At 47.1% G+C, this 12,327-nt stretch carries 17 protein-coding genes and 1 pseudogene; 11 read left to right on the top strand and 7 right to left on the bottom strand.

Going from position 1 to position 12,327, the window contains the following annotated elements; genetic code table 11:
- Positions 1-4: 4 nt before the first annotated feature.
- The 9 genes and pseudogenes from AT705_RS03200 (at position 5) to AT705_RS03170 (ending at position 3,525) form a co-directional block, all read left to right on the top strand.
- Entirely contained in the window at positions 5-430 is a 426-nt protein-coding gene (locus AT705_RS03200) for a hypothetical protein (RefSeq protein ID WP_157576648.1), read from the top strand.
- 4 nt (positions 431-434) lie between these two features.
- Positions 435-680 (top strand): annotated as a pseudogene (locus AT705_RS25560) (Rho-binding antiterminator).
- Between the two features lie 68 nt (positions 681-748).
- Positions 749-967, top strand: coding sequence for a DUF7661 family protein (locus tag AT705_RS03195; protein WP_058795466.1), 219 nt, complete (start codon positions 749-751; stop codon positions 965-967).
- A 33-nt stretch (positions 968-1,000) separates the two neighbouring features.
- A complete protein-coding gene (locus tag AT705_RS24785; protein WP_237113775.1) occupies positions 1,001-1,156 on the top strand; it encodes a hypothetical protein in 156 nt (51 codons plus the stop codon).
- Positions 1,157-1,208: 52 nt separating this feature from the next.
- Complete coding sequence (locus AT705_RS03190; protein WP_058795465.1) at positions 1,209-1,553, top strand: 2OG-Fe(II) oxygenase; 345 nt, start codon at positions 1,209-1,211, stop codon at positions 1,551-1,553.
- Positions 1,554-1,693: 140 nt separating this feature from the next.
- Positions 1,694-2,098 (top strand): DUF3574 domain-containing protein, encoded by a 405-nt coding sequence (locus AT705_RS03185; protein ID WP_058795464.1) that lies wholly within the window; start codon positions 1,694-1,696, stop codon positions 2,096-2,098.
- 207 nt (positions 2,099-2,305) lie between these two features.
- A complete protein-coding gene (locus AT705_RS03180) occupies positions 2,306-2,581 on the top strand; it encodes a hypothetical protein (protein ID WP_058795463.1) in 276 nt (91 codons plus the stop codon).
- A 163-nt stretch (positions 2,582-2,744) separates the two neighbouring features.
- On the top strand, positions 2,745-3,173 hold the full coding sequence (locus tag AT705_RS03175) for a hypothetical protein (RefSeq protein WP_157576646.1): 429 nt from the start codon (positions 2,745-2,747) through the stop codon (positions 3,171-3,173).
- Positions 3,174-3,180: 7 nt separating this feature from the next.
- Positions 3,181-3,525, top strand: a complete 345-nt coding sequence (locus AT705_RS03170; protein ID WP_157576644.1) for a hypothetical protein — start codon at positions 3,181-3,183, stop codon at positions 3,523-3,525.
- Between the two features lie 63 nt (positions 3,526-3,588).
- Here AT705_RS03170 and AT705_RS03165 read toward each other — a convergent pair whose 3' ends face one another.
- Positions 3,589-3,792, bottom strand: coding sequence for a hypothetical protein (locus tag AT705_RS03165; RefSeq protein WP_049865994.1), 204 nt, complete (start codon positions 3,790-3,792; stop codon positions 3,589-3,591).
- A gap of 100 nt (positions 3,793-3,892) precedes the next feature.
- On the opposite strand from AT705_RS03165, the gene AT705_RS03160 reads away from it, so the two are divergent.
- Positions 3,893-4,432 carry a GNAT family N-acetyltransferase gene (locus tag AT705_RS03160; protein WP_058795460.1) on the top strand — a complete coding sequence of 180 codons (540 nt, stop codon included), beginning with the start codon at positions 3,893-3,895 and terminating at the stop codon, positions 4,430-4,432.
- Positions 4,433-4,507: 75 nt separating this feature from the next.
- The gene (locus AT705_RS03155; protein WP_237113774.1) at positions 4,508-5,035 is read left to right on the top strand and encodes an efflux RND transporter periplasmic adaptor subunit; all 528 of its coding nucleotides are present in this window, start codon (positions 4,508-4,510) and stop codon (positions 5,033-5,035) included.
- Positions 5,036-5,307: 272 nt separating this feature from the next.
- Here AT705_RS03155 and AT705_RS25155 read toward each other — a convergent pair whose 3' ends face one another.
- The 6 genes from AT705_RS25155 to AT705_RS03130 all read right to left on the bottom strand — a co-directional run bounded on the left by AT705_RS25155 (position 5,308) and on the right by AT705_RS03130 (position 12,321).
- The gene (locus AT705_RS25155) at positions 5,308-5,475 is read right to left on the bottom strand and encodes a hypothetical protein (protein WP_157576642.1); all 168 of its coding nucleotides are present in this window, start codon (positions 5,473-5,475) and stop codon (positions 5,308-5,310) included.
- 215 nt (positions 5,476-5,690) lie between these two features.
- Positions 5,691-5,939 carry a hypothetical protein gene (locus AT705_RS03150; protein WP_058795458.1) on the bottom strand — a complete coding sequence of 83 codons (249 nt, stop codon included), beginning with the start codon at positions 5,937-5,939 and terminating at the stop codon, positions 5,691-5,693.
- 11 nt (positions 5,940-5,950) lie between these two features.
- Positions 5,951-6,796, bottom strand: coding sequence for a CsiV family protein (locus tag AT705_RS03145; protein WP_058795457.1), 846 nt, complete (start codon positions 6,794-6,796; stop codon positions 5,951-5,953).
- Positions 6,793-10,266: a transcription-repair coupling factor gene (gene mfd, locus AT705_RS03140; RefSeq protein ID WP_058795456.1), complete on the bottom strand. Its 3,474-nt coding sequence runs from the start codon at positions 10,264-10,266 to the stop codon at positions 6,793-6,795. The genes AT705_RS03145 and mfd overlap by 4 nt, the downstream gene beginning before the upstream one ends.
- A 115-nt stretch (positions 10,267-10,381) precedes the next feature.
- Positions 10,382-11,272 (bottom strand): carbon-nitrogen hydrolase, encoded by an 891-nt coding sequence (locus AT705_RS03135; RefSeq protein WP_058795455.1) that lies wholly within the window; start codon positions 11,270-11,272, stop codon positions 10,382-10,384.
- Positions 11,273-11,277: 5 nt separating this feature from the next.
- Positions 11,278-12,321, bottom strand: a complete 1,044-nt coding sequence (locus AT705_RS03130) for an agmatine deiminase family protein (RefSeq protein ID WP_058797893.1) — start codon at positions 12,319-12,321, stop codon at positions 11,278-11,280.
- Positions 12,322-12,327 lie beyond the last annotated feature (6 nt).

Below are 12,327 nucleotides of genomic sequence, written 5' to 3'. Positions count from 1 at the left end.
CCGCTTGCGTCAACAGCACCGCAGCGATAACTCGGTATTTTCTATACTGAGTTACGCGGGTCTGAGTTTGGCCCTGCTGTTACTACTGTTTGTTATTCCTCGAGAAACACCTATTCAGGCTGTGCCTGTTATTCAAGGAAAGGCAATCAACCATTGCCACTACCGTTGTGCGCACGACAGAGCGATTAAAGTGCAACTATTAGCGAGTGGCCATCTATACTTTATGTATGAAAAGATCAGTTATCCTCTGGCAGAAGTTCGTAGGCTCGGTGAATTAATAGATAAGTTACGTGTAGAGGATTCAACACAAAGTGTTTGGTTGTATATATCACCAGACGCGACAGTGGAAGATGTCATTACGGCGTCAAACTTGTTCCGACTTCACTCAGTAAACAGGATAGTCATGGGCAAACTTGAAACAGGAGCATAAGCGCGTGATCAGTTGTAGCGACTACGACTATTTTGAGATTGTTTGCCTGTTTCACTATTCGGTGACTATCAATCTGCGCAGCGGTGAATAGCTCTCAGGTGTGGCCCTGGACTTGTGCCGTGATACGCACAAGAATGAGTGTTTAAAGCTGAGTGTGGGGGACCAAACCAGCCTAGTGCAACTGACCCAAATCACCAAATTGACAACCAATATTACCAATCCACACTTTAATGAAAAGTACTTTAGCTAGCCTGTCGACTTTCCTGGCCAAATAGTAAAAACTGCTTGTTATGCTTTGTTTTATTTTTGGGAGTATGGATGACAATCAGGTTTAATGTATTTGGCAAACGCATGTCAGTAAGCCGGGTTGGGGCACAATGGCAGCTGTTTAATGATTCTGACGCGGGCATGCGCGCCAGAGTATATGATGTCGTGATCCCACCTGAGCTGTGTGAATCCGAACTGGCCCTATATCTTGATGATATTTATCACGAACGCTCTTCAGAAGCCTATCCCAGGGTGATATCGCTTGGGTAAGGGGGCGTCGCCACGACGGCACAGCAGCAGTCTGTGGTTGCACAGGATATCTCCAGTAATACCACTGCGGTATTAGATGCGGCAAATGAAGAACTTAGAACCGCTCAGGCACTGAAAAAACTCTTTGATGACATGAAACTAAACAGTGATACACTGCAACGCACGATGGACAATTTTAAAATCGACTAAAGGCGCAGTTTCAGCAAGACGATCTCTGCGCAGGCGTCAAGAGAGTGCAGGTATGTTGAATAAGTTATGGCGCTGGGAAGCGGGAAGACAAGACTCGGGCTACGATAAAATGCTGTTATGCGGCGCAATCTGGCCCATTAAATTCGACTGTTACCTGATCCATTTCCCGGCGGGCAGTGAAATTAAACAGCATGTGGATCAGGTCGATTCTGGCAAACACTACCGGCTCAATATTATCCTTAAACACGCTAAACAAGGTGGAGAGTTTATCTGCCAAAATACCCTTGTAAACTGGACAAGGATTAAACTGTTCAGACCCGACATAGAAGCCCATGCCGTGAGTAAAGTTACGCTAGGCAGCCGCTATGTGTTAAGTGTTGGTTGGGTGAGAGAATAATAGTTACCATATTGTTTGGTCAGCCAGCTCTTTGTTCCTCAAGTCAATTTGAATCGTGTAAAGCAAAGAACCACTAATGACTCAGCTTTAAGGGATGTTGGTCACCAATTTAATTTTCGCGTATTCAATAAGGAAAATGCATGGTCGTAAAATTCGCAAATCGTTTGATATTACTTACTCTGCTGCTCAGTACTTCCCACGCCTATGCAGACGAAGTCTATCGGCTCAGGCTGTTCTTTGGTCTGTCATTGCCAGGTGGTGGTGGGGTGTCGCTAGAGCAATGGCAGGCGTTTCAAAACGATGAGATAGTAAAGGCGTTTGATGGTTTTAATGTTGTCGATTCGATAGGTTACTACAAAGGTAAACCAGAGCGCTCGAAAGTGGTGACCGTGATTGTGGACGAGCAGGGCGTTGAAAAGGCCAAGATGCTGGCGTCTTTATATGCCCGCCGTTTTGGCCAGGACTCGGTAATGCTGGTAAAAGTTCCGGTTGCTGAGTGGGATTTTATCGGGCCAGATTATAAAAGCGCTACTCACGAGCAATAGTTTTTGGTTTGGGTGAAAAGGAATGAAATATTTTCGATCTTGCTTTAAGCGCTTTGCAGTTAAGATGAAGCTTACACGTTTGTTAGTTGTGCCCTCTGGTCAGCTCTGTCATACAGCCAAAGAGAAATCAGTATCGAGGCTTCTTTAATAATAGAGCTAACGTATCTTGAAGAAAGTCCGGTAGAGGGGCAAGAGGTTGTTAATCAGATGGTTAAATCAGGCGTTTTCTCACCTGAGCCACAGGGAAGATTTGACTATCTTAATTTTCACTTTCCTGAAAAAGAAACACGTGTGTTAGAGTATCAGCCTGTTTATTTTAACTACGAATATGCCGATAAGTATATTGGGCGTTGTATAAACCCTGGCGCGGCGGTTGTTCTCAGGCTCCCTTCAAATGAAGATGATGCCTACTTGCAAAGCGTAACTACTGCAATATCTCAAGAGGCAATCACATTTATATGCCAAGGGAAATATAAAGGATGATCGTCAAGCTCGGAATCCCTGTTGTGAACCTGGTAGAGTTATCTTGCAAAGAGCGCGATAGGTATGAATTTGAGGAAGAAATTATGGCTGGCGGTATGTCTCAAATCGTCGATGAAAATAGTTAACTAGTGAGGGGGTTAGCTGTAGGTCTATTATGATTAGCATGAGTGTAGAAACTGCTGTTTTATTGAGAATGGTAGGCTATCTGATTTTTTTAGTATTGCCGATGATCATGCTTTTCATTAAAGGCTTCAGTCGAAAACCTTTGCCGATTTTGACTAAGTATGTGCTCAGCGTTGTACTGATGTACCTCGTTATTGTGGTGCCTTTGTATAACCTAAATTCTCAGCTGGATTTAATAGTTGTACAATTAGACAGAGATAGAAACGGTTCCATCAGTCTTGTTGAAGAGTCAACCTGGACTGAAGAGGAAATAAAAGCAAGAAAGATGCGAGTTGCTGATGGCGGTAGAAATGTGGTTGGCTACTTGTTAACGCCTTATCTTGCAGCGGCCTATAGCGCGGTCGTGTTTCTGTTTAGCTACCTTTGCATATGGTTCTTCAGGAAAATCAAAGTTCGATTTTATGTTTAGCACATTAATGCGTAAAAAACTCTACCTTCTGGCACTTATGTGTGCGCTCTGTCAATCTGCATCGGTAGAAGCAAACCCCTGTAAAAATGTATCTGGTACATTATCGGTTTGGAACGGACACCCTCCGAGCTTAAGGATATCGGGTACAGCGGATGGCAATATATATGGTGTAGAAGAAGCGGGAGAAGGACCAAGCCCGGAGGCGTTACCTACAGGGCTTTATGCGCGCATTTTATCGGGCGAAAATCACATCACAGCTACTTTCTGTCTGGACATACTGAAAGAAAATCGTCGCGTTGTATACGAAGGTACGGAAATCAGATTAATGAGAATTACCAGTTATACAGAATGAAGATATTCGGTATGGTAGTGGCGTACCTTTCTTAGTTAATATTGTGCGGGTGAGCTGATGAGCTCACCCTTGCTCTTTCTCTCTTGCCTGATAATTTGGCAGTAATTCTTCTACAATCTTCTGCGCCGGAATAGTGTAACGCACGCCGCTGAACATTACTGAAGTGTTTTCTTCAATGCCGGTTATCCCGGTCAGTGTCCAGCCTTCGCCTTTTTCCGGGCACCATACTTTAGTGGTGGGGGGAATGACAATATACTCTTCGCTCATCTTAACGACTCCTGACGGCTGTTACTTAAGGCCCGATAGTTTATACTAATTTAGCGAAAAAGAGAGGGCTTTATTGAAAGCTTTTAGATGATGGAACCTGATGCAAATTAAGACACCCAGATTGCTGCTAAGGCCGGTGAATTATCGTGATGTACCGGCGCTGGTGGCGCTGCTAAACGACCCCTTGGTAAGCCAGTATAATGATTATGGCGATAAGCTGACCCAGCCAGAAGTCAGGGCGATGTTGCAGGCTGATCTTGAAGAATTCTACGAAGGGCGAGGCGGGCGCTTTGCCATAGAATACGACGGTGAATTCATAGGCACGCTGGGGTTGTACGATTACGACGTCAATACAAAGCACATTCACCTGGGAATTGAGCTCGCTCCGCTGTTTTGGCGCTTGGGTCTGGCCTCTGAGGCACTCAGCGCGGCTTTGAATGCATTGGATATACTGGTGCCCGGCCGTGAGGTGTCACTCGTATTGGGCAAGGTTCAGCACAATAATTTAGCATGTCAGCGTTTGTTGAAGCATTACGGGTTTCGAAAAGTCAGAGGTGGTGCTATTGCCATCTTCGCGTTTTGTCCGTTGAGTGAAGAGGCAGGTTACTTTGATGAGTATGCCGCCTTTGTCAGTTCGTGACTATCATCTAACGATGATAATGCTTTAATAGAATATGATCGAGTTACTCGTATTCAGCAAAGAAAACCAGGCGCTGTGAGTCATTCAACCGTTGACCTTCGTCATACAGCCTACAATAGTGCGAAGGCGAGTTATGCCGTTGCGATGGCCCAATTAAATGCCGCTGAGGACAGGCTTAGCTACGCAACGCTAAAAGCACCATTCGATGGTGTAGTGGTTCAACGCTATGTGGAAAATTACCAGGATATCAATGCTAATAGTCCAACCTTCCGATTGGTTGATATATCAAAAATGGAGATGGACATCAGCATTTCGGAAAACCATATTTCGAACTTGCCATATGTAAAAAAACCTAGAGTCGTATTTGATGCTTTTCCGGACATTGAAATTCCGGCACGTATTAAAGAGGTTAGCAGCGAAGCGTCTCAAACAACCAGAACATATAATGTCAGATTAATCATGGATCCACCTCCAGGCATTGATATTTTGCCTGGCATGTCAGGCGTCGCTATGGCTGGTCTTTCATTTGGCACAATTTTAACTATGGTTCTTCTACCTGTGTTTTATTTGCTATTTTACAAAACACACAGTAAACCCTATTAATTTACCCCACTAAACTATATCGTTCTGTCGCTCAAGAAAATGGTTACAGACATTGGCCGGCATTTACCGTTTGGTATCGGTCGCTGTCGGTTTAGGCTTGAGCCCAGCTTTTCTCATCCTTAATCAACGAGCGAATCAACTTGGTCTACGTAGGGGCCCCTATGATTGGTGCAGATGTGTTATTTAGTTTAAAGGGAATATAAATCGTTAGTCTGTTATTTTTTATATGCAGGATTGGAAAGAGCACACGGGGGCGCTCTTACTTGTAGCTGTTAACCAGGCATACCGTCGGTACCATCGGTTCTGCATTGTTGTACAGAGTTAATGCACACATTCGTATGTGAACTGCCGCCCGCGATAAATCGTGTTGCTTGTTTGGCAAGCGTTTCGTTGCTGGTCAAATTTTTGAGTTTCTTCGTTTTAAGATTTAAATGGTTCATGTTTTCTCCTTAAGTATATTGTATTCAATATATTTCGTGAAGTATCAAAACATGTCTGTGTACCTATTGTCAATCCTAAGTGAGCAACAAATGCTCAATTTAAAGGGGAATGGTTGTGCTCAAATAATTAGGGGGTTTAAAGGAGAGGAGGCGAGCTGTGAAAAAATGCAAATATAAGAGGCAAACAGGTAAGGAAACCTGTTTGCCTGCGAGTATTATTCCAGCCCTTTTTTGCTGTACAACGTCACTTTATCCGAAACTAAAGTCACTTTTATGTGCTTGTTATCGTTGCCCCAGGTGCAGTTAGTGTGTAGGGTTTTTTCTTCGCACTGATCCGCAGATCCCAGAATTTGTTCCAGCTCAGTTTTGTCCATACCCACTTCGATCTTGTCGTAGTTTTCCATGCTTACTTTAGAGCAGGCAGCCAGGCCGAGGAGCAGAGTCAGGGTTAAAATTTTTTTCATAGTAGTTTCCGTCAGTGTCTGTATTTTCTGATTTGGAAGATGATCCCCATTTTGGGATGATCTAAATAATGAATGTCGCCGCTGTATACCCGGGTAAACTGAGACATTCTGGCGCTTTGTAGGTCGCCTTCATCACTTTTGTAATGATAGTCAAAGTTACTGGTAACATATAAATAATGCCGTATGTGGATTTTCATCCAACCCTGTAGCTGCCACAGTGTCGGATCTTGTTCCTTTTGCGCAACCTGTTTAGGTTCGCCCAGCAGGCTGATAAAGCCATCGTCCGGGGCACCTAAACGGGCCACATAGCTGGCGGGTTGCTCGAACTTTTGTCCACCATATACGAGTATGTTTGGTGCGCGCTTTTTACTTTGGTCGGGAAAGCGCCAGCCAGTGTGCAGAATTGGCTTCAGCCCTTTCTTTTTTAACTTATTGAGCACGCTGTCAAACTTAAGCTGCTCCTCGTTGAGCAAGTAAATGTTTTGCTTATGGTCCTGTGGCTCTGCGTGGGGCGTTAGCGGGAGTTGTTGATACTGTGCCATATAGTCTACGCCATCGGCGCAGTGCCAGGACGCATCTTGCTGCACAAAGCGGCTGGTAACCGGGCGCGGATCAAAACGACTGTCACCATTGAGACAAGCCTGCTGGCCGGCACTGTTGTAGCCTTTAGTGAGCAGGTCCAGTGTTCGGTTTAAATTCAGCTCGGGATTTTCAATTGTAAAATCCTCTTGCAGTTGCTCGTTATCCTGCTGAGCGAAGGCGATCAGCTCAACTTCATACCAGCGTTTTGCGCTGGCCGAAGCAGAGGCCAATAGCGCAGCGCTCAGTAATGTCAGGGAAAGGGCTGTCCTTATCATGCCACCGCCTTTTTCTGAAAGTCGTCAATCATTGCATTTACCAGTTTTAAACGTTCCTGACCATTTTTCTCTTCGATATTAAAGCGCAATTTGCTGGCACCTTCCATGCGGTACACAGTCGGGTTGCTTTGTATCAGAGCAATGATGAATGTCGGGTTAACCGTGGTACTGGCACTGAACTCAAAGTAGCCGCCTTTTTGGTTGGCTTCCACTTTGGTGATCCCCAGTTTAGCCGCTTTTGATTTCAAAAGTTGAATGCTAAAGAGGTTTTTCGCGGCATCCGGCAGTAATCCAAAGCGGTCAATCAGCTCGACCTTCAGCTCGTCCTGCGTGTCTTCATCATTGGCGCTGGCAATACGCTTGTACATACTCAGGCGCATGTTCACATCATGGATGTAATCATCAGGCAGCAGCGCTGGAATTTTCAGGTCCACATCGCTTTGCTGTTGTAGCAGATTCTCCAGGGTTGGCTCTTTACCGTCTTTGAGCGCTTGTACAGCCTGCTCAAGCATTTCCATGTAGAGGGTAAAGCCCACGGTCTGGATCTGACCGCTCTGTTCGTCACCCAGTAGTTCACCTGCGCCCCGGATCTCCAAATCGTGCGTCGCCAAGGCAAAACCGGCGCCGAGGTCTTCAAGTGATTCGATGGCCTGAAGCCGTTTCACGGCATCTTTGGTCAGCGTTTGGCTGTTGCGGGTCAGCAAGTAGGCATAAGCCTGATGGTGGCTACGACCAACCCGACCACGTAACTGGTGCATCTGTGCCAGACCCAGTTTGTCGGCACGGTCCATGATGATGGTATTAGCAGACGGAATATCTATACCGGTTTCTATGATGGTGGTACACACCAGCACATTGTGTTTCTGATGATAAAAGTCACTCATCAGTTGTTCGAGTTCTTTTTCACGCATCTGGCCATGTGCGATGGCAATGCTGGCCTCAGGCACCAGTGCAGCAATGTCGGCTGCCGTTTTATCTATGGTTTCGACATTATTGTGTAAGAAGTACACCTGACCACCCCGTTTAATTTCCCGCAGAATGGCTTCGCGGATCACCTCATCGTTGCGCTCCTGCACAAAGGTCTTCACTGCCAGGCGTTTTGCGGGTGGCGTAGCAATAATAGACAGGTCACGCATGCCACTCATGGCCATATTCAGGGTTCGTGGAATGGGCGTCGCTGTTAGCGTGAGTATGTCTACGTCGGCGCGCAGTTGTTTGATCTTTTCTTTTTGTCTTACCCCGAAGCGGTGCTCTTCGTCGACAATCAATAAGCCCAGGTCTCTATACTTGATGCTTTGTTGCAGCAGCTTGTGGGTGCCGATCACAATATCAAGCTGGCCGTTTTCAAGCTTGTCGAGGGTGTCTTTTTGCTCTTTCGTGCTGTTAAAGCGGGATAATACGCCAACCTCAATGGGCAAGGAGGCAAAGCGGTCGCGGAAGTTCTCATAGTGCTGCTGTGCCAGCAAAGTAGTGGGCACCAGCACGGCAACTTGTTTGTTGTCATTTATCGCAACAAAGGCTGCTCGCATGGCCACTTCTGTTTTACCAAAACCAACGTCACCACACACCAACCGATCCATTGCAAGTGGGGTTTGCATATCTCCCAGTACGGCGTCAATGGCGTTACGTTGGTCGTCTGTCTCTTCGAACGGGAAAGTATCGCTGAATTCGCGATAGGCCTGGCCGTCGAGTTTGAATAAATGACCTGGCTTGCTTTGACGCTTAGCGTAGATGTCCAGCAGCTCTGCAGCAACATCTCGGACTTTTTCGGCGGCGCGGCGTTTGGCTTTTTCCCAGACGTCTGAGCCGAGTTTATGCAACGGAGCTGAGGCTTCTTCGCCTCCGGAATATCGGCTTAGCATGTGTAGTGCAGATACGGGCACATAGAGCTTGGCATCATTGGCATAGATGATGGTCACAAACTCTGTGGCAACACCGGCGGCATCAATGGTTTGCAGGCCAAGGTATCGACCGACACCATGGTCCAGGTGGACAATTGGCTGGCCTTCTTTGAGCTCTGCCAGGTTGCGTATAAGTGCATCCTGGCCTTGATCGTATTTGTGTTTACGACGGCGGCGCTGTGAAACTTTAATACCCAGCAATTCTTGCTCAGTCAGAATACTTAAAGGCTTGTTTCCGTCGAGCATGACAGAGCGCTCAAGCGGACTGACGATCAGGCCTACATCGTTGCGCGCACTGGCGAAATGAGCAAAATTATCAAATTCTTTGAGTTTCAGGCCACTTGGTTTGAGTAAGGTCATCAGAGATTCGCGGCGACCATCCGACTCAACACTGAATAACACCCGGCCTTTATTCTTTTTCTGTACGGTAATGTAATCCAGCAGTGGCTTAAAGGGGTCAGTCTGTTTATGGTCAACACGAACATCAGTCACCAGACTGGCGCTGAGATTGGTATGCCCGGCCTTGGTGCCCAGGCTTGCTTCACTCAGGCGAATTCTGGGGTAACGCGAAAACCCTTCAAACAGGGTTTCGACGTTTTGATAAAGGCGCACTGGTTCTAGCAGGGGTCGTAGTGGGTCAACTCGTCGGTTTTCATAGCGATTATTGACGTCCAGCCAGAACTCAGAGGCAGCCTGTTCGATGTCACCCAGGTGCATAAACACGGCTTGTTCTGGGAGGTAATCAAATATGGTCGCAATTTCTTCGTAAAATAGCGGCAGGTAATACTCAATACCGGCAGGCCAGTTGCCCCTGGTTACCTGCATATAAACGGAGTCTTGTTCGCTGCTCGCACCAAAGGTTTCCCGATATGCAATACGAAAACGTTCAATGTCTTCGTCGTTGGTTGGGAACTCATGAGCGGGTAATAAATCGATGGACTTTATCTGTTCGCTGGAGCGCTGCGTCTCAATATCAAAGAGTCGAATGCTGTCCAGTTCGTCATCGAAAAAGTCGAGCCGGAATGGCGTGGTGCTGCCCATTGGAAACAGGTCGATAATAGAGCCTCTGACAGCGAATTCGCCGTGTTCCATCACTTGCTGTACGTTACGGTATCCGGCCTGAGCCAGCGTTTCTTTGAGCTTTTGCGCATCCAGTGAGTCGCCAACCTTAAACTGTAAGGCACTGCCATAAATAAATTCAGGTGGTGCAGTGCGCAACATTAACGTGGACACAGGCAGTAATAATACGCCCTGATGCTGATGACGCAGGGAATTCAGGCTGGCAAGGCGCTGCGAAATGATATCCTGATGGGGTGAAAAGTGATCGTAGGGTAAGGTTTCCCAGTCGGGGAAAACATGAACTTTGTCTTCACCCAGTAAGTAACCTAACTCAGTCTCAAGGCGCAATGCGCTTGGCGTATCAGGTGTCACCACCACAACCAATGCATCATGTTGTCTGACGCCTTCACTGATGGCAATGGACATACTGCTACCGACCAGCTGGCCCCAATGGATTTTATCCTTTTGCGATTTGACCCAGGGAAGTTTGTTCCACTGCGCTGTTGCCATTCATATACTCCTGTTACTGCATGTTGTTTTTATTGCACTTAATGTAATTCGACTCGCGCTTAGCGATAATAAAGCAAAGCGGCCTGACGCCATGTCGAGGCCGTTTTGGGATAGATTAATCCCGGTAAATTTTGCATAGGTCCTGATAGTGGTCGATACGACGATCTCTCAGGTATGGCCAAATTCGTCTGACGGACTCACTGCGGCTCTGATCAAGTTCAACCACCAAAAGTTGTTCTTCAGATTCGCTGCCATGTGCTAGTAGCTCGCCCTGTGGCCCTGCGACAAAGGAGTTACCCCAGAACTGGATCCCTTCACTTTGGCCGCTTGGGTCGGCTTCGTGGCCAACACGGTTAACACTTAAAACGGGCAAACCGTTAGATACGGCATGGGCGCGTTGTGCGATCATCCAGGCGTCGCGCTGACGAATTTGTTCGTCCTGCTCGTCGCGAGGGTCCCAACCTATTGCAGTCGGGTAAATCAGCATATCAGCACCGGCCATGGCCATTAAGCGCGCGCCTTCCGGGAACCATTGATCCCAACATACCAATACACCCAGTTTACCTACAGAGGTTTGGATAGGCGAAAAGCCCATGTCGCCTGGTGTAAAATAGAATTTTTCATAAAAGCCCGGATCGTCAGGAATGTGCATTTTTCGATACTGACCGGCAATACTGCCATCGGTTTCAAAGACAACTGCTGTATTGTGATACAAGCCGGTTGCACGTTTTTCGAAAAGCGAAGCGACAATTACCAGGTTTAGCTCTTTGGCAAGCTGACAAAATACATCGCTGCTTGGGCCCGGAATAGTCTCAGCCAGGTCAAACAGGTCGGTGTCTTCAGTCTGACAAAAATACAGGCTGCGGTGCAGCTCTTGTAATACCACGAGTTTCGCGCCCTGAGCCGCTGCATCGCGGATCCCGGCAATGGACTTATCCAGGTTGTTTTGTAAATCGGCGCTATTACTGTGCTGAACCAGTGCGACTTTCAACGTGTTGTTACTCATTAAAATTAGTCCTGTTTTAAAAATCCGGCGGGTAGCTGCATTGTGATACAGTGGAGGCTGCCAAACTGATGAATAATAGGCAGGCAGTCAATGCCAATGACGGTGCGCTCCGGGTGTGCGCTTTGCAATTGAGTCAGTGCGCGGGCGTCGTTGTCATCGCCGTAAAGCGGCATCAAAACGGTATCGTTGATGATCAGATAATTTGCGTATGTGGCCGGCAAACGCTCGCCTTCATCATTGAATACGGCTTTAGGCCAGGGCAGGGCGATCAGGTTATATGGCTGGCCTTGTGGCGTACGGAATGACTTCAGTTGTGTCTCCATCGCACTGAGGGCTTCATAATGCGCATCTTTTGGATCGTCGCAGCTGACGTACACCAACGTATTATTAGGGGCAAAGCGGACCAGTGTATCAATGTGACTGTCGGTATCATCACCGGCCAGGAAGCCATGGTCTACCCAGAGAAACTGTTTGGCACCTAAAATCTCGCTCAGTTTTTGCTCTAGCTCGGTTTTAGTCAGGTGCGGATTACGATTTGGGTTAAGCAAGCACTCAGACGTGGTTAACAAAGTGCCAGCTTCGTCGATTTCAATCCCACCGCCTTCAAGCACCAGGTCAATAGCTTCATAGTGATTTTGGGGATTAACCACCTTAGCGTGCAGGTGCGCATTAATCTGATTGTCAAGCTCAGCTGCAAACTTGTTACCCCAACCATTAAAGGTGAAGTCTTTTATGGAGAGTCGACCTGACGCGTCTTGCGTAGTCAGTGGTCCATGATCACGCGCCCAGGTATCGTTACAGGGGGCATCCACGAACACAATTTGTGTCATGTCGACATCTGCTTCTGTTAGCTTCTGTTTTATATGTGCTTTCAGCTCGACATTGTTCGCAACAATAACGACCTTCTCAACTTGAGTGATCTGCTGACACAAGGCGATATAAACGGGTTCAACCTGGGGTAATATGTCTGCCCAGTCAGTATTTTGATGTGGCCAGGTGAGCATCACGGCGTCTTGTGTTGCCCACTCGGGTAAAAGTGTAAAACTCATGGTGTA

The sequence above is a fragment of the Pseudoalteromonas rubra genome (assembly GCF_001482385.1).
GTDB lineage: Bacteria > Pseudomonadota > Gammaproteobacteria > Enterobacterales > Alteromonadaceae > Pseudoalteromonas > Pseudoalteromonas ardens.
Note: the sequence above shows the minus strand (reverse complement) of the source record. Positions and strands in the feature narration are given on the sequence as shown.